Consider the following 16,905-nt stretch of genomic DNA (forward strand, 5'->3'; position numbering starts at 1 on the left):
TTTATAAAAAGAGTAACAAATATTACTGATTGTTATTATCGGATGCCTTATAATAAGTTTAGAAGATAAGAAGGAGGTAAGTTATGAAAATTGATATAAGTAGGCCTGTGTATGATCTTATTAAAGACAATCCAAAATTAAAAGAGATCTTGATTGACCTGGGCTTTAAGGGACTGGACAACCCCATCATGGTTCAAACCATGTCCAAGAAAATTTCAATAAAGCGTGGGGCAAGGATGATGGGCATTGAAGGCCTGGTAGAAAAATTAGAAAAAGAGGGTTACGAAGTCTATGACTCCTCTCAAGCACCGGAAGCTCAAAAGAGGAAGGACCTGATAAAGTCCTATATTGAAAGGCTATCCCAAGGGGAAGACCTGGAAGGGGTTCGGGAGGATTTTGTTAAAAATTTTAAGGGAGTTTCTTCCTCTGAAATTATGGATGCGGAAGAAGACTTGCTGAATTCCGGGGCGGACAAGGAGCAGGTGAGAAAGCTTTGTGATATTCATTCTGCCCTTTTTCACGGAATGACGGAAAATGAAAATAAGAAGGACAAGTATGAAGGCCAGGCCTTTCTATCATACATGGATCGGGAGAATGATAAGATCAAGGACCTCGTGGAAGCTGCCAGGTCAAGGGAGGATTTTACTTTGGACTTGGGGAAAATTGCCTCTCATTATAAGAAAAAGGGGGACTTGATCTACCCTCTCTTAAAGGTAAAATACAATAAGCCGGGGCCCTCGGATGTGATGTGGGCTGTGGATGTAGAAATTGTCAAAAGTTTAAAAAGGGCTCAGAAGGAAAAGAATGAAAAGCTCTGGCAGGAAGCCTTACAGCGGGCAGATGAAATGACCTATAAGGAAGAAAATATCCTCTACCCCCTAGTGAAAGAAAATCTTACAAGGGATGACCTGGACTTGGTCTATCAAGATCTTAAAGACTATGACCACGACTTGGTTCCCTATGAGGAAAGAAGGACAGGTTCCAGCAAGGGAAGGGAAGATGCCTATATCCACTTTAAAAAGGGGAAGTTAAGACCGGACCAGCTGGAAGCTCTTTTAGATACTCTGGAGATTGAGTTGACCTTCGTGGATGAAAATGACCTAAATGCCTACTACAACAACCCCAAGGAAGCGAAAGTCTTTAAGAGGCCTATAAGTTCCCTGGGCAGACCTGTTTACTCCTGTCATCCACCTCAAATTGAACCCATGGTAAGGGGACTTATCCAAGATTTTAAAGATGGAGAAAAAGACTCTTTTAAGTTGGTGAAAAAAATGGGAGAAAAAATTATGGCCATTTCCTATTATGCAGTGAGGGATGAGGAGGGAGACTATAAGGGAGTCCTGGAGGCGGTCCAAGACTTGACTTATTATAAGGACCTTCTGGGAAAAGAAGAAAAATAAGGTCTACTTTCACTCCCAGAAAAAGTTTTTAGCTATTTTATGGAAGTGGAATTTATAATAGGGGGCAGGATGGAAATTTTTAAGCTTTTAGAAAATCTTACATTTTCTCAGGAAGAGGAAGTGGACCAAGTTATTTATGAGGATGAGGCTCTTAGAATTCTTCGGACTATGTCCCTGAACCAAATAACAGACTTTATGGTTCAAGACCAGGATGAGTTTGTGGTCTTGATGAAGGGGAAGGCATCCATAGAAACAAGTAATGACCTGGTCAAGATGGAAGAAGGAGACTTTCTTTTTATCAAAAAGGGAGTCAGGCATAGGGTCCTTGACCAGGATAGGGCGGTTTGGTTTTGCGGATTTATAAAATAAGAAAAATGACCCCAAGAAGGGGTCATTTGCATATAGGTCCGCATAAAGAAAGGGACTAGTCTTTTTTGTCCTGGAGGTTTTGGCAACCCAAAAGTTGAAGGGCGCACTTTAAACCATCCAGGGCTGAGGAAACAATTCCACCGGCATAGCCGGCTCCCTCGCCAATGGGGTGGAGGGTGTCAAATTCAAGGCTATGGTAGTCCTTTCTTAAAAGGCGGACCGGGGAAGAGGTCCTGGTTTCCACTCCGGTTAAAAGGGCGTCGGGATGGGCAAAGCCCTTTAATTTTTTATCAAAGGCCAAAAGGGCTTCCTTAATTCCTTGGTTAATTTCCTGGGGATAGATTAGGTTGAGGTCAGCAAAGTGGGTTTGGGGTTGGTAGCTGGCTTGAATTTTTCCAAAAGCCTGGCTGGGTCGACCCAGGAAGAAGTCTTCCAAGCGTTGGACAGGAGCAGTAAAACCACCGCCACCCAGTTGGTAGGCTTTTTCTTCGATTTTTCTTTGGAAGTCCATGCCAGCCAAGGCACTGGAGCCAAAAACTTTTGGGTCAATGGCCATGACGATGGCTGAATTGGAGTTTGTGGCCATCCGGTCATGGTAACTCATGCCGTTGACGCAAAGGCGGTTTTCTTCGCTGGAGGCCGGAACTACATAACCTCCCGGGCACATACAAAAACTGTAGACAGACAGGTTTTTTTCCCGGTTAAAATGATTGAGTTGGTAGGAAGCTTGGGGAAGAAGGGGGTCTTGGATCTTGTATTGGGCCAGGTTGATGTCTTGCCGCAAGTGTTCAATCCGAAAGCCCACGGCAAAGGGCTTTTGTTCCAGGCTGATGTAGCGGTCCAGGAGAGAAAAAGTGTCCCGGGCAGAATTTCCCAGGGCCAGGATATAGTGGTCGGCCTGGTAACTGGTCTTGTCAGTTTTGATGGCCTGGATTTTCCCATCTTCGATGACCAGGTCAGTAAATTTTTCTTGGAAATGAAAGGTTCCTCCAAGACTTTCAATTTTTTTTCGCATCCGGACAATGACAGCCCGTAAGATATCGGTGCCGATATGGGGCATTTGTTCGTAGAGGATGTCTTCTGGGGCTCCATTTTCGACAAAAATCTTAAAGACCTCTCGCGACCTTTTATCCTTGGACCGGCTGGTGAGTTTTCCATCAGAAAAAGTTCCGGCCCCACCTTCGCCAAATTGGATATTGGATTGAGGGTTGAGGATCCCGTGGTCCATCATGGCCTGGACAGACCGGACTCGGTCTTGGATTTTCTCTCCCTGGTCAATAAGATGGACTTGGACCCCAGCTTGGCTTAGGATATAACCGGCAAAAAGTCCGGAAGGGCCAGTGCCTACAATGACGACTTTTTTGACCCTGGTCTTATTTTCCAAGACTAGGTCTTGGGGCTGGTAGGCCTGGATGCGGTTTTTCAAAGACCGAAGGATTTTCTTACCTAGGTCCTTTTTTACCAGGACCTGGTAGACGTAAAAGACTCCCTTGCGGGCATCTAAAGATTTCTTATAAAGTTCAAAGGGGATGTCTTTGCCCCCTAAAAGGCGGTCTACTTCCCTTTGGAGGTCCTGACCTGAGGCCTGGTAGGGAAGTTTGATGTTTTTTAAAATATACATAGTGTCCTCTCTCTCTTTGTTCCTTATTTTATCAAATTATTTGTCTTTATCCTAGGGAAAAGCCTAAGGATGAAAAAATTTAGCTGGCCTAATAGGAAAAAGGGCTCAGAATCTTAGGTTTAAGTCAATAATCCTGGGGTAGTTTTTAAATTATGGGCCCCGTGGTATAATGAAGAAGTAAAAGAGAAGAAGACCTTGATTGAAGGAGGCGTCTATGAAGTATTTTATTGAAGGAGAAAACCTACCGGTTGTCCGGTTTGAACTAGATGAAGGCGAAAGCTTAATCAGCCAGGCTGGCGGTCGGGCCTGGATGAAGGGAAATGTGAAAACCGACACCGTTTCCGGTGGCGGGGTAGGAAAAATGCTGGGACGGATGTTTTCCGGAGAAAGCTTGTTTTTAAGCTCCTATACAGCACAAAGTCCTGCTGAAATTGTCTTTGCATCAGACTTTCCCGGGTCCATCTATGCCATCGATTTGGCAGAAGGACAAAGTATTATTGCTCAAAAAAAGGCCTTTTTATGTGCTAGCCCGGGAGTGGACCTGTCTATTTATTTTCGAAAAAAATTAGGCACCGGCTTATTTGGCGGTGAAGGCTTTATCATGCAAAAAATCACCGGGCCAGGCCTGGTCTTTTTGGAAATCGACGGCCATTGCCAAGAATACATTTTAAATGTAGGGGAAAGACTGGTTATGGATACCGGAAGTTTGGCCATGATAGAGGCTACTTGTCAAATGTCCATTGAACAAGTGGAAGGAATGAAGAACATTCTCTTTGGAGGAGAGGGACTTTTTAATACAGTGGTAGAAGGTCCCGGCAAGGTCCTTGTCCAATCCATGCCTATTCAAAAATTGGCGCGCAATATTGCTCCCTACCTTCCCATAAAGGGCTAGGGGGAGTGGATTGTGAATTGGAAGAAGAAAAGAGCCTGGAAGGGCCAGATGTCTGAGGCCTTTGTTACGGCGATTTTTTTGTCCCTATCCGGAGGCCTCCAAGATGTTTATACTTACCTGGCCCGGAACCATGTCTTTGCCAATGCACAAACAGGAAATATTGTCCTTTTAAGCGTCAAGCTGATGGAAAAAAATTGGTCCGTTGTTTTGAATTATCTGGTACCTCTGAGTTTTTTTGCCCTGGGGGTTGCCGTAAGTGAGTTGGTTCAAACTCGGCATAAGAGGGACAAAAATTTCCATTGGCGGCAAAGGGTCCTGGCAATGGAAATGATCCTCTTGTTTATTGTGGGTTTTTTGCCGACAAGTTTGAATCTTTTAGCCAATGCCCTGGTGTCTTTTTCCTGCGCCATGCAGGTCCAGGCCTTTCGTAAAATTAAGGGGGCCAACTATGCCTCTACCATGTGTATTGGCAACCTACGTAGTGGGATGGAAGCCCTGTGCCACTTTATCCTCAAAGGGAAGAAAAAGAAAAGGGTCCTGGCCGGCCAGTATTTTGCTGTAATTTTTTGTTTTGCTCTGGGAGCTGCCTTGGGGTCGTCTTTGATTCCCTATCTAGGGATGAAGACCATCTGGATTTCCTGCGGCCTCTTGTTTTTTAGTTTTTGCCTTATGTTTGTCCAAGACCAGGAAGAAGGAATGGACAGCTAAAAGATCAACCCATTCCAGGCTGAGCTTGGGTTGGTTTTTTATTTATAAGGAAAAATTTCCCCACCATGCTATAATAAAAGGTAAGAGATTTGGAGAAGGAGGAAATATGAAGTTCATATCTTGGAACATTGATTCTTTAAATGCAGCCCTAACTAGCGATTCAGCCAGGGCACAATTGTCCAGAGGGGTTTTAAGAACCATCCGGGACCAAGACGCTGATGTCATAGCCATACAAGAAACCAAACTGCCTGAAAAGGGCCCTGGGAAAAAACACATCCAGGCCCTGAAAGAGTGGTTTCCTGACTACAACTATGTCTGGACGTCCTCTTGCCCACCAGCACGGAAGGGCTATGCAGGAACCATGACCCTCTATAAAAAGGGTCTGGATGCAAAAGTGACCTTTCCGGAAATTGGGGCTCCGGACACTATGGACCATGAAGGCCGGATTATTACCTTGGAATTTGACCGCTTTTACTTTACCCAGGTCTACACTCCCAATGCGGGAAATGGCCTGGTCCGCCTAGGAGACCGACAAGTTTGGGATGAAAAATATGCCGACTACTTGGAAGGTCTTGACCGAGAAAAACCAGTTATTGCCACGGGAGACTTTAATGTGGCCCACAAGGAAATTGACTTGAAAAATCCAGAAGCCAACCGTCGGTCCCCAGGTTTTACCGATGAAGAAAGATTGGGCTTTAGCAAGCTTTTGGATCGGGGTTTCGTAGATAGCTTCCGCCATATCCATGGAGATGTAGAAGGGGTCTATTCTTGGTGGGCCCAAAGGGTTAAAACCAGCAAGATCAACAATTCAGGCTGGAGGATTGACTACTTTTTAGTCAGTGACCGGATCAAGGACTTGGTTCGAGAATCCAATATGATTGATTCAGGCGAAAGACAGGACCACACTCCCCTGCTTCTTAGCTTGGATTTGGAGGGAATTCACTAAGGCAAGTTTGACAGACTGGCCTTATTACAGTAAAATTAAGTTTATTATTTACTGGTTGACCAGTGGGATAAACGAGGGAGAGATATGGAGAATAAAGAATTACTTGGAGAGATAGAAGAGCTAAAATTAAAGAAAGACGCTTTAATTTTGGCTCACTATTATGTGGATGGAGACTTGCAGGAAGTTGCAGATTTTGTAGGAGATTCATATGCTCTGGCAAAAAAGGCTGTGGCCAGTGAAAAAAAGAGGATTGTATTTTGTGGGGTTAAGTTTATGGGAGAAAGTGCCAAGCTTTTAAACCCCCACAAGCGGGTTTTTTTAGTGGACAAACATGCTCTTTGCCCCATGGCTGACATGATTACAGGCAGGGACATAGAAGAATATCGAAGGGAATATAAGCACATTTGCGTGGTAACCTACATCAACTCCACGGCAGAAACCAAGGCCCATTCCGACGTGTGCGTTACTTCATCCAATGCCTTGAGGATTGTCAAAAAAATCCAGGCAGACAATATTTTGTTATGTCCGGATAAAAACCTGGGGACCTATATCAAGTCCCAGCTTAAAGACGATTTAAAAGATAAAAATGTCCTTATCCATGACGGCTATTGCCATGTCCATGAAGATTTTACCTATGAAGCTATACAAGAAGCCAAGGCCAAGCATCCTAAAGCTCCTGTTTTGGTCCATCCGGAGATTAATCCGGCCTGTTATGACCTGGCAGACTATATCGGGTCTACTAGTGGAATCTTGAAGGAAGCCCGGGAAAGGCCTGAAGAAGAATTTATCATCTGTACCGAAAGGGGAATCTTGCACCAACTGCAAAAGGATAGTCCCCATAAAAAGTTTTATTTCACAGACCTTAAACAAGTTTGTTACAATATGAAAATGCTAAATCTTGAAAAACTTAGGGATTGCTTAAGAGACGACTTAAATGAAGTCTTTTTGGATGAAGACGTTATGGAGAAAGCCAGCCGGCCTCTTAAAAAGATGCTTGAAATGGCGGAGTAAAATGGACGACGAAAGACAAAAGTTAAAAAATAAATACCAGGTAATTATAGTAGGCACAGGGGCAGCAGGGCTGTTCTGTGCCTTAGCTTTAAATCCGAAACTTTCAGTCCTGCTGGTGACCAAAAAGGGTATCAAGGACTGTAACTCCTACCTGGCCCAGGGAGGTATGTGCGTCTTAAGAGACCCGGATGATTTTGAGGACTTTATGGCCGACACACTTAAGGCAGGCCACTATGAAAATCGGGAAGAATCTGTCCGAACCATGATTTTACGGTCCAGGGATATTTTACAAAAGCTTTTGGACTACCGGGTGGATTTTGACCGGGAGGGTCAAGATCTTTCCTACACCCGGGAAGGAGGCCATGGCAAACGGCGGATTGTCCATTGCAAGGACGAAACTGGCAAGGCCATTGTGGAAAAACTTGTGGACCAAGTTCTGGAAAGAAAAAACATCCAGGTCCTTGAAAATACAGAAATGGTGGACTTGATGATTAAGGAAGGAACCTGCTATGGGGCCTGCCTTAACCGTCACCTAGAAGGAGACTCCAACAAGTCCATCCAGCCTGTCTTTGCTGACTTTACAGTTTTAGCCACAGGGGGGATTGGGGGCCTTTATGAAAATTCTACCAACTTTCCCCATATTTGTGGAGATGCCTTGGGGATTTTAAGAAATTATCAGGTAAGGACAGACCACCTGGACTATATCCAATTCCATCCAACCACACTTTTTGTAGAGGAGGAAGATGGTCGGAGGCGGTTGATGACAGAAGCCCTAAGAGGGGAAGGCGCCTACCTATTAGATAGGCATGGCAACCGCTTTACTGATGAGCTTCAACCTAGGGATATCGTAACAGGGGCCATTCTTCGGCTCATGGAAAAAGAAAAAACTGACCATGTCTACCTGTCCATGGCCCACTTGGATCCTGTCCGGATCAAAAACCGCTTCCCCTATATCTATGCCATGTGCCTGGAGCGGGGCTATGACCTAACTAAGGATTCCATCCCCATCGTTCCAGGGCAGCACTACCATATGGGTGGAATCCATGTGGACCAAAGGAGTCGGACCTCTATAGACCGCCTTTATGCTGTGGGAGAATGCGCCTGCAACGGAGTACATGGCAAGAATCGTCTGGCCAGCAACTCTCTGTTGGAATCTATGGTCTTTGCCCAAATTATTGCTGAAGATATTGGCCAAGGGGACAAGAAAAGTTGGGATTTGGAAAACTTGTCCTGGCCCATGCAAAGGAACTGGGCAGATTTTCGAGAAAAAAATCAAAAGGGCTTAAGAGAGGCCATTGAGAAAAACCGATTGGAGAAATGAGGATTTCATGTATCGATTAGAAAATTATAACCGACATAAAATTGACCAGTGTATTCAAACTGCCTTGGACGAAGATATTATTACAGAAGACCTGTCCACCAATGCCATCTATGACCAGGGGCAAAAAGCCCGGGTGGACCTCTTGGCCAAGGAGGATGGTGTCCTTTGTGGTCGCTATGTCTTTGAAAGAGTCTTTAGCCTTCTTGACTCCCAAGTTCAAGTGGACTGGACCCTGGAAGAGGGAGCCCACTTTAAAAAAGGAGACCTTTTAGCCAAGATTTCAGGAGATGTCCGGCCTATTTTAACAGGGGAACGGACGGCCCTAAACTTTCTCCAAAGGCTTTGCGGTGTGGCCAGCTATACCCGGGATATTGTGGACCAATTAGAGGGAAGTGGCATTCGTCTTATGGATACCAGAAAGACAACACCGGGCCTAAGACTCTTGCAAAAATATGCTGTAACAGTTGGGGGCGGAAAAAACCACCGAACCAACCTATCGGATGTGATTATGTTAAAAGACAACCACATCCAAGCCGCAGGAGGTGTCGGGGCGGCCATCCAAAAGGCCAAGACCTACGCTCCCTTTGTGCGGACTATTGTGGTGGAAACAGAGAACTTGGATATGGTCCAAGAGGCAGTAGAAAACAAGGCCTCCATTATTATGCTGGACAACATGGACCGGGACCAAATGGAAGAAGCCATTAAGCTTATTGACGGTCGGTGTTTTATAGAAGTCTCCGGCAATGTAACCCGGGAGAGTATTCGGGACCTAAAGGGCTTGAAAATTGACTACATCTCCAGCGGTGCCTTGACCCATTCCTCGGGGATCATAGACCTGTCTATGAAAAATTTAAGGCTCCTCTAATGGATTATTTCTGTAGTTCCTGGATTCAAGACAATGACCTGTCCTTGTGGGAAAGGGCCTACCAGGTTCTTTTAAAAGAAGCGGACTTTTACCAGGTTATGTTTCCAGAGGGGGAAGACATAGACCCGAAAGTCTTTCCTCTGGCAAAAGACCTTATTGAAAGGCCGGGAGTTGAGGTAAGCAAGATTGATTTTTTTCCCAACAGGGACTTGGATTTACTATAAGGGCCCCTTGGACCAAGAAGTAGAAGACTTGCTCTTGGAGGCCTTGAGAACCGGCCCTGTCTTTCATATTATCTTTTTAAAGGAAGATCGAAAGATTGCTGAGGAAAATGACTATACGGACTTTTTACTCTTTGACGAAGACTTAAAAAGAAAGATGCTGGAAGTTTTTCCAGCCCTGGAGACCTATATTGACCAATAAAGGGGGATGACATGTTAAGCTATGAAGGAAAAGTCTACCGGCCACCCTCGGAGTGGCGGTCTTTAATTGTCCAGGCCACAGTAGGGTGTAGCAACAATACCTGCACATTTTGTGGCATGTACAAGGAGGAACAGTTTCATATTAAAGACGAGAAAATCCTCTTTAAAGAATTGGAAGAAGAGGCCAGGGCCTTTAACGGCTATGAAAAGATCTTTATCGCCGATGGAGACGCCCTTTGCCTGTCAACAGACCGTCTTCTTCGGTTAATGGCCAAATTACGGGAGCTTTTCCCTTTTTGCCAAAGGATTGGGTCCTATGCAACAGCTTTAGATGTCAACGGAAAAAGTCATGAAGACTTGAAAAGGCTGAAAGAAGCTGGCTTAGGGATTCTTTACATTGGCTTGGAAACAGGGTCTAATGAGCTTTTGAAAAAAATCAAAAAAAATATGAAGGCAGAAGACTACCTAGCAGCCAGTGAAAAACTCCACCAAGTGGGCATTGCCCAAAGTGTAACTTTAATCACCGGCTTGGCTGGGGCAGGGCAAAGTATCCAATACGCCCAGGAAACGGCTAGGGTTGTTAGCCAAATGAACCCGGACTATGTCTCCTACCTAACCCTGATGCTAGATGAAGGATCTGAACTTTTAGAAGACTACCGCCAAGGGCGCTTTCAACCAGCAGGTCCTGATGAGGCCTTGGAGGAAATTTATGTCTTTTTAGACCACTTTACCGGGAAGGGTCCTTGTATTTTTCGGTCCAACCATGCTTCCAACTACCTGTCCCTAGCCGGGACCCTACCGGAAGACCTAGACAGGTTAAAGGGACAAATTTTACAGACCACCCGAGCTAGGGCCTATAAGGACGAAGCCTTTCGCCGTTTATAAGCCTGGGAGAGATTTTATGGTAAAGGCTATTTACTATTGGAGCCTTCTGGGATAAGATAAGTTTACAGGAGAAAGTTTAAAATTGAGTGGCCGACCACTCATGAAGAAATAATTGCTGATTAAGGATGAAAATATGAAGAAATTAAAAAGAACAATCCAGGAAGGAGTGCCTGCCAAGCAGATTACCATGCTGCACCTTATTGCCTCTCCAGACCCCATTCTCTATCAAAAGGTCTTGATTGACCCCAAACGGGCTTTGGGGATTATCAACATGAGCCCTTGGGAAGGGGCCATTATTGCTGCAGACCTGGCAGATAAGGCGGCACCCATAGAGATTAAGCTGGTAGACCGTTTTAAGGGGGTCGTATTTATCCAAGGAGATCGGGATAGTGTTTATACAGCCTTGGACCGAGTAAGACGTGTTTTTGATTCAGACTATGGCTATACAGTTCCTTCGGTAACGGAGAGTTAAGAAAATGACGATAAGGGAGATACAAGATGATTCAACTAGAGGATTCTAATAAGATTATTAAAAAATTTGAAAAGGTTATAAAGACCCCCTTAAAGGGGGCGGGAAAAACCCTTTATACGGGTATAGACCTGGGTACAGCCTATATTGTTCTGGCTGTTTTAGATGAGAATAAAAATCCTGTTTGTGGGGCCTACCAGGCAGCGGATGTCGTCAAAGACGGCATGGTTGTAGACTATATGGGGGCTGTGAGGATTGTTAAAAAACTCAAGGCTGACTTGGAAGAAAAAATCGGTCAAGAGCTCTACCTGGCCGGAGTAGCCATTCCTCCAGGAACGGAAAACATTGATGGCGGCGTGGTAAAAAATGTAGCAGAGGCTGCAGGCTTTGAAGTAGTCAAGGTTCTGGATGAACCCACAGCGGCCAACATGATTCTCAAGATTCAAGATGGGGCCGTAGTGGATATTGGTGGTGGAACCACGGGAATTTCTGTCATTAAAAAGGGAAAAGTTGTAAAAGTAATGGACGAAGCCAGTGGTGGACGACACTTTTCCTTGGTAATTGCCGGGGCCCAAAAAATTTCCATTGAAGAAGCGGAAAAAATGAAGCAGGACTTTAGCCTCCACAAGGAAATCTTTCCCCTGGTTCAACCTGTGATTAAAAAGATCATCAGCATTATCCAAAAAGCCCTGGAAGGCTATGATGTGGATGAACTGGTCCTAGTAGGAGGGACAGCCCTTTTAACTGGGATTGAGGCCTTTGTGGAAAAAGAAACAGGTTTGAAAACCTCCAAGCCCAGTAACCCTATGTTTGTAACTCCCTTGGGAATTGCGGCAGCTTTAATTGAAGGAGAAGAATAATGGATATTCGTTTAATCAAGGGCCCGTCTACAGGGACCCTGGAAATTGTAGAAAACCGCAGCCGGCTATCTTTTAAGAATAAAAAGCCCGGAGCCCTGGGCCTGGTCCAAGGCAAGGTCGTTGAAATGCTTTGTGCAGCAGATATTGCAGAAAAAGCTTCCGGTGTTGAAGTGGTAGATGTCCGCGGGTCTTGTCCGCAAAACTTAATTATTTTAGCTATTGTGGGAGAGATGTCTGATGTCAGTGAAGCCCTAAGGCAAATCCAAGCTGGAATGGACGAAATGAAAAATATATAATGATAGATAAGGAAAAAAAGATGGTCAAGGATTTTATGGCTATCTTTTTTTTACGGTTAAAGTACTTTCTTACTGGAGAAGAAATAAATAGGAAAATTAAGAGGAAAAGAAAATCTTGGCAAAAGCAGTTTCCTTGCAATAAAATTTATTTCCTAATATAATAAGTATTGTCTTTGTTTTTTCACAAGGAAAATTTTTATGGATAAAAAGGGTCTTTGACATAAAAGGAAAGACTCTTTTTTTCTAGATTGATAGACAAGTTAATTGAATTTGAATCTATTTGGAGGTATTTTTTGAAAATTTTCAAAACCATTTTAAAGTTTAGTCCTGTAGCAGTTCTAGCCTGGTTATTACTGGCAGGGAAAGGCTACAATGAAGCTGGAATTTTGGAAGGCTTTGACATGTTAATTGCAGGTCCTATGGCCTTTCTATATGCGGGTTTGGTGGCCTTTATTACAGAAGGTATTAAGCCGAATGAAATTGTTGATATAGCGGTGGAGAGTGTTCAAGAGATTGAAGTGGTCTTTTTTATTTTGATGTTGGCCTATGCCATGGCGGGAGTTTTCATGTCTACAGGTGTTGGGGCAGCCATTGTAAATGCTGCTTTAAAGGTTGGCATTAGTGCTAGGATTATTGCACCCTTAAGCCTTGTGGTAACTGGGGTTTTATCTGTGGCTACAGGAACAAGCTGGGGAACTTTTGCTGCTTGTGCCCCAATTTTTCTGTGGTTAAACCATATTGTGGCTGGAAATATGCTCTTGACCCTATGTGCTATTACCGGTGGAGCTTGTTTTGGAGACAACTTAGGATTAATTTCAGATACGACTGTAGTCAGCTCTGGAATTCAAAATGTAGAGATTATTGACCGAATTCGCCATCAAGGAATTTGGGCTATAGGAAGTTTAGTCTTAGCTGTAGTTTTATTTTATCTAGCATCTGCGGGTCTACCCACCCATTCAGCTTCAGGAGCAGAAGCCTATTCCAATATTCCACAAAATACATTAAATTTTCTTGCTGCTGAAAGACCTGATGCCCTATCCTTACTGCAACAGGTAAGAGATGGGGTGCCGGCCTATATGATGATTCCTTTAATTTTGGTTATTGTAGTGGCTATTTTAGGGGTACAAACTATTTTCTGCCTGTCTGCAGGAATTGTGGCAGCCTTGTTTTTAGGTTTAAAGGCTGGAACGGTAGTTTCCATTCCAGTTTTCTTGGAAGAAATTGTGCAATCGGGCTTTGCTGAAGCAGGAGCTTGGGTTGTCGTTATGATGATGTGGATCTCCGCCTTTGGAGGTGTTATGAATCACATGAAGGCCTTCGATCCTTTGGCTAAACTAGTTTTGAAAATGAGTTCAAAAGTGCGGCACTTAATGACTTGGAATGCTATTTTATCCATGGCCGGAAATGCTCTTTTAGCTGATGAAATGGCACAGATAGTTACAGTGGGGCCTATTATTCGGGAACTTGTAGATAAAAATATTGAAGGATCTGAAAAAGATATGTATACTTTGCGCTTAAGGAATGCAACCTTCTCCAGTGCCCTAGGAGTTTTTGGGGCTCAAATGATTCCCTGGCACGTTTATATTGCCTACTATGTAGGAATAGCCAATGCTGTTTATCCTTTAGCAAGCTTCAAGCCTACGGATTTCATAAAATATAATTTTATGGGCTTTGTGGCCATTATTTCCCTTGTTGGCTTAACTTTTACAGGCCTAGATAGGTTCGTTCCTTTTTTTAAATTACCCAGCGAGCCGAAGGTAAGTTTAAAGAAACAAGTTAAATAAAAGAAGAAAACCAGCTCTCTTAAGAGAGCTGGTTTTCTTCTTTAGATAGAATAGACTTGGTCAAATAAGTCTTTGTTTTCTTCAATCATATCTTGAGACCCAAAAACCACCAATTGGTCTTGGTCCATAGCCTGGCTTAAGAGAGATTTGTAGGATTTTAAACTTTGTAGGCTGGTGGCCAGGGCTTCTTGTTTTTGGATGGACAGGTCTTCTTCTGCCTGGTCTAGGATAAACCGGGCCAGGTCAACTTGTCCCAACTCATAGGGAGTCCGCAAGGGGTCAAAGGCATTCATAGACCCAATGATAATTTGGCTGATTTCATCAGGGGTCAAGTCCAATTGGTCCAGGTAGGTCCCCATAGCATCATAGCAGGCAATAGTTTCTTGAAGTTGGGGGTCCCGGTAACTATAAGTTGCAAGGAGACCAGAAGATTTAATACGAATTCCAGCTCCATAGGCACCTCCCTTGGCCCGAATATTTTCATGGAGGTAGCCGGTGCTTAAGAGATTGGCCAAAACGGCCATGGATCCGGAATAGGGGGCATCCAACTTGTTGAGGTCATAGCCCTTGGAAATATAGAGGACAGAGGCCGGCAGACTAAAGGCTTCCTTGGAGGGGGATAGGACCGGGTTTAAGTCAACATAGGGATAGGACTGGAATTTTTTTGTTAGGGTCTTAAGAGTGGGGACCAGGTCTTGGTAGACCTTTTCTTCTCCTGTGAATTCAACAATGACATCTTGACCATTAAAGGCTTTTTTATAAACTTTGTCCAAGGATTGGAGGAAGGCATCCTTTCTTTCTTCCCAATGGTCTAAGAGGTCTTTGAGATAGAAGTGGTAGTCCAGGCCTCCTAGGAGTTCACGAATCTTAGCAGGCTTGGAATAATGACTATCTACCCGGCTTGAGGCAATGACATGGCCATTTTGCAAAAAGCCGGCTTCATTGGACGTTTTTTCTAACATTAAGAGGTCGTAAATTCTCTTTTCTTCCTTAAAACTTGTATGGAAGAGGATATCTTCCATGATGGGTAAGATTTTTTCCACTTGCCGGCCCAGAGATCCTGTATGGATATTGAAGCGGATAGAATACTTATCCTTACTTTGGTAAACAGTAGGGTCAAAAAGGATTCCGGAGGAATTTAAATAAATGGCTGTAGATAGGTCCTTATAGGATTGATTTTGAGTGGAAATTTTCCCCAAGAGGTTGGGCAAAAGAGCCAGATAGGCTAGTTCATCCAAGTCTAAATGGTGGGCTTCAAAGGACAGGGTTAAATAGGAGAGGCCGTTGGTAAATTCCGGATGGAAGAGGTAGTGGGCACCATCTTCTTCTGTTAATTTTCTAGGGATGTGACGGATTCCCGGCTTGATATCATCCAGGGTCAACTTGGGAATGGAGGCCTTGGCTTGGGGACTGTCAGGTGTGGATTGGTAGTCTAGCAAAGCCTGTGCTTCTTGTAAGATTCTTGCCTTTTCATCAGTAGTCAGATTGTCTTGTTTTTCTTTTAATTCCCGGGCCAAGGCCAGCTGGTCTTCTTTTAAAAGGTCTGTATTGGCCTTGGATTCCAAGATCAATTTTTTAGCATTTAAAACTTTTTCTTCCAATAATTTTTCGAACTCTCCATTTTCAATGGTCTTTCTCAAGTCGGCCAGGGCATCTGAAAAGTTCAAACCAATAAAGGGACTGGCTCCATATAGCCAGGTATTCAGGGCATTGATATAGTAGATAATCCCCTTGTGGTTGCCGCCACCTTCTCGGATGGAGATTTCAAATTTATTAAAGGTAGCCAGGAGTCTTTTTTTATCAAAGCCTTTGATCACCAGGTCCTTGAGGCAGTCTTGGATAATCTTGTAAAAGTCCTTGGACCGGTCGGGCTTGGCTCCCTTGGCTGTGATATAGACATCCAGGGGAAGGCTTGTAGACAGGTCAACGTAGACATCCTTGCAGAAGTTTTGATCCAACAAGGCTTCTTTTAAGTCTCCTTCGTTGGAATTCACCAGCAAATCGGCAAACAAGGCCCTCAAGAGCAGGTCCCGACCATTGGTTGCCTGACCCATAGTAAAGGCATAGGTATAGTAGGATCCATCATTTAAGTCGTCGGTAGGGTAGTCTTGACGAAGCCAAAGGTCCTCTTCCAAATCTGGCGATAAGACAATTTCATTGGGCAAGTCTTTTTTAGAAAATTGAGACAGGTAGTCTTGGTCGATGCGGTCCAAGATTTCTGTCTTGTCCAGGTTTCCATAGAGGTAGATATAGCTATTAGAGGGGTGGTAGTGGTCCCTATGGAAGTTTAAAAAATCCTCATAGCTTAAACTGGGAATTTTTTTGGGATGGCCGCCACTTTCAAAACCATAGGTCGTTTCTCCATGAAGGCCTCGAGAAGCTTGAAAGGCCACCAAGGCGTCGGGGTCCGAATAAACCCCCTTCATTTCATTGTAGACAACACCATTATAAAGCAGGTCCTTGTTGTCTTTAAATTCATAGTGCCAACCCTCTTGTTGGAAGATCTTCTTTTCCTCATACATCTTGGGGAAAAAAACCGCATCCAGATAGACATCACATAGGTTCATAAAGTCCTTTTGGTTGCGACTGCTAATGGGGTAGATGGTCTTATCGGAAAAGGTCATGGCATTTAAAAAGGTCTGTAGGGAAGACTGGATCAAGTCCATAAAGGGTTCCTTGGTGTGGTACTTTCTGGATCCTGATAGGGTAGAGTGTTCCACAATATGGGCAACCCCGGCATCGTCCTTGGGGGGCGTTTTAAAGCCAATGGCGAAGACGTTATTTTCATCGTCGTTGTCCAGCAAGAGAACCTGGGCTCCTGTGGCTGTGTGTTTGTAGTAAGATACATAGCTGTTGGTATCTTCAGAGTATTTTCCTTCTATAAATGTATAATTCTTATAATCTTTTTTCATAACAACCTCCTAAAGACAAATATACCCAATAGGACCCTGGCTTAATAAAGAGAATTTAAGCTTTTAAAGTTTGTGAATAGGAATAAGAAAGGACCTGTAAAAAAATAGATTGAAGCAGAGTTTAAAAAGTTTTGAAATTATCCA

Annotated in this window: 17 protein-coding genes; 15 read left to right on the top strand and 2 right to left on the bottom strand. The window is 43.9% G+C overall.

Annotated elements, in window-relative coordinates:
* The first annotated feature begins 83 nt into the window (after nt 1-83).
* Nucleotides 84-1,400: a DUF438 domain-containing protein gene (locus tag BQ7400_RS00780; protein ID WP_072469136.1), complete on the top strand. Its 1,317-nt coding sequence runs from the start codon at nt 84-86 to the stop codon at nt 1,398-1,400.
* A gap of 69 nt (nt 1,401-1,469) precedes the next feature.
* Nucleotides 1,470-1,769 carry a cupin domain-containing protein gene (locus BQ7400_RS00785; RefSeq protein ID WP_072469137.1) on the top strand — a complete coding sequence of 100 codons (300 nt, stop codon included), beginning with the start codon at nt 1,470-1,472 and terminating at the stop codon, nt 1,767-1,769.
* A gap of 55 nt (nt 1,770-1,824) precedes the next feature.
* Here the strand turns inward: BQ7400_RS00785 and BQ7400_RS00790 are convergent, their stop codons facing one another.
* Nucleotides 1,825-3,390 (bottom strand): NAD(P)/FAD-dependent oxidoreductase, encoded by a 1,566-nt coding sequence (locus BQ7400_RS00790; RefSeq protein ID WP_072469138.1) that lies wholly within the window; start codon nt 3,388-3,390, stop codon nt 1,825-1,827.
* Between the two features lie 214 nt (nt 3,391-3,604).
* Between BQ7400_RS00790 and BQ7400_RS00795 the strand changes: the two genes are divergently transcribed.
* The 13 genes from BQ7400_RS00795 to BQ7400_RS00855 all read left to right on the top strand — a co-directional run bounded on the left by BQ7400_RS00795 (nt 3,605) and on the right by BQ7400_RS00855 (nt 13,849).
* On the top strand, nt 3,605-4,282 hold the full coding sequence (locus BQ7400_RS00795) for a TIGR00266 family protein (protein ID WP_072469139.1): 678 nt from the start codon (nt 3,605-3,607) through the stop codon (nt 4,280-4,282).
* Nucleotides 4,283-4,294: 12 nt separating this feature from the next.
* Nucleotides 4,295-4,990, top strand: coding sequence for a YoaK family protein (locus BQ7400_RS00800; RefSeq protein ID WP_219306803.1), 696 nt, complete (start codon nt 4,295-4,297; stop codon nt 4,988-4,990).
* Nucleotides 4,991-5,096: 106 nt separating this feature from the next.
* Nucleotides 5,097-5,936: an exodeoxyribonuclease III gene (locus BQ7400_RS00805; protein WP_072469140.1), complete on the top strand. Its 840-nt coding sequence runs from the start codon at nt 5,097-5,099 to the stop codon at nt 5,934-5,936.
* 84 nt (nt 5,937-6,020) lie between these two features.
* Nucleotides 6,021-6,947 (top strand): quinolinate synthase NadA, encoded by a 927-nt coding sequence (gene nadA, locus BQ7400_RS00810; RefSeq protein ID WP_072469141.1) that lies wholly within the window; start codon nt 6,021-6,023, stop codon nt 6,945-6,947.
* 1 nt (nt 6,948) lies between these two features.
* Nucleotides 6,949-8,268, top strand: a complete 1,320-nt coding sequence (locus BQ7400_RS00815) for an L-aspartate oxidase (protein WP_083553227.1) — start codon at nt 6,949-6,951, stop codon at nt 8,266-8,268.
* Nucleotides 8,269-8,275: 7 nt separating this feature from the next.
* Entirely contained in the window at nt 8,276-9,133 is an 858-nt protein-coding gene (nadC, locus tag BQ7400_RS00820) for a carboxylating nicotinate-nucleotide diphosphorylase (RefSeq protein ID WP_072469142.1), read from the top strand.
* Nucleotides 9,133-9,357: a hypothetical protein gene (locus tag BQ7400_RS00825; RefSeq protein WP_072469143.1), complete on the top strand. Its 225-nt coding sequence runs from the start codon at nt 9,133-9,135 to the stop codon at nt 9,355-9,357. Before nadC ends, BQ7400_RS00825 begins: the two co-directional genes overlap by 1 nt.
* The gene (locus BQ7400_RS00830; protein ID WP_072469144.1) at nt 9,320-9,556 is read left to right on the top strand and encodes a hypothetical protein; all 237 of its coding nucleotides are present in this window, start codon (nt 9,320-9,322) and stop codon (nt 9,554-9,556) included. The genes BQ7400_RS00825 and BQ7400_RS00830 overlap by 38 nt, the downstream gene beginning before the upstream one ends.
* Before the next feature lie 11 nt (nt 9,557-9,567).
* Nucleotides 9,568-10,440: a radical SAM protein gene (locus BQ7400_RS00835; protein ID WP_072469145.1), complete on the top strand. Its 873-nt coding sequence runs from the start codon at nt 9,568-9,570 to the stop codon at nt 10,438-10,440.
* 133 nt (nt 10,441-10,573) lie between these two features.
* A complete protein-coding gene (locus BQ7400_RS00840) occupies nt 10,574-10,912 on the top strand; it encodes a BMC domain-containing protein (protein WP_034440778.1) in 339 nt (112 codons plus the stop codon).
* Between the two features lie 26 nt (nt 10,913-10,938).
* Nucleotides 10,939-11,769 carry an ethanolamine utilization protein EutJ gene (gene eutJ, locus BQ7400_RS00845; protein ID WP_034440777.1) on the top strand — a complete coding sequence of 277 codons (831 nt, stop codon included), beginning with the start codon at nt 10,939-10,941 and terminating at the stop codon, nt 11,767-11,769.
* On the top strand, nt 11,769-12,065 hold the full coding sequence (locus BQ7400_RS00850) for a BMC domain-containing protein (RefSeq protein ID WP_034440776.1): 297 nt from the start codon (nt 11,769-11,771) through the stop codon (nt 12,063-12,065). The genes eutJ and BQ7400_RS00850 overlap by 1 nt, the downstream gene beginning before the upstream one ends.
* Nucleotides 12,066-12,358: 293 nt before the next feature.
* Nucleotides 12,359-13,849 (top strand): Na+/H+ antiporter NhaC family protein, encoded by a 1,491-nt coding sequence (locus BQ7400_RS00855; RefSeq protein ID WP_072469146.1) that lies wholly within the window; start codon nt 12,359-12,361, stop codon nt 13,847-13,849.
* Nucleotides 13,850-13,890: 41 nt separating this feature from the next.
* On the opposite strand, the gene BQ7400_RS00860 is transcribed toward BQ7400_RS00855, so the two are convergent.
* Nucleotides 13,891-16,761: an insulinase family protein gene (locus BQ7400_RS00860; RefSeq protein WP_072469147.1), complete on the bottom strand. Its 2,871-nt coding sequence runs from the start codon at nt 16,759-16,761 to the stop codon at nt 13,891-13,893.
* Nucleotides 16,762-16,905 lie beyond the last annotated feature (144 nt).

The organism is Urinicoccus massiliensis, assembly GCF_900120405.1.
Lineage (GTDB): Bacteria > Bacillota > Clostridia > Tissierellales > Peptoniphilaceae > Urinicoccus > Urinicoccus massiliensis.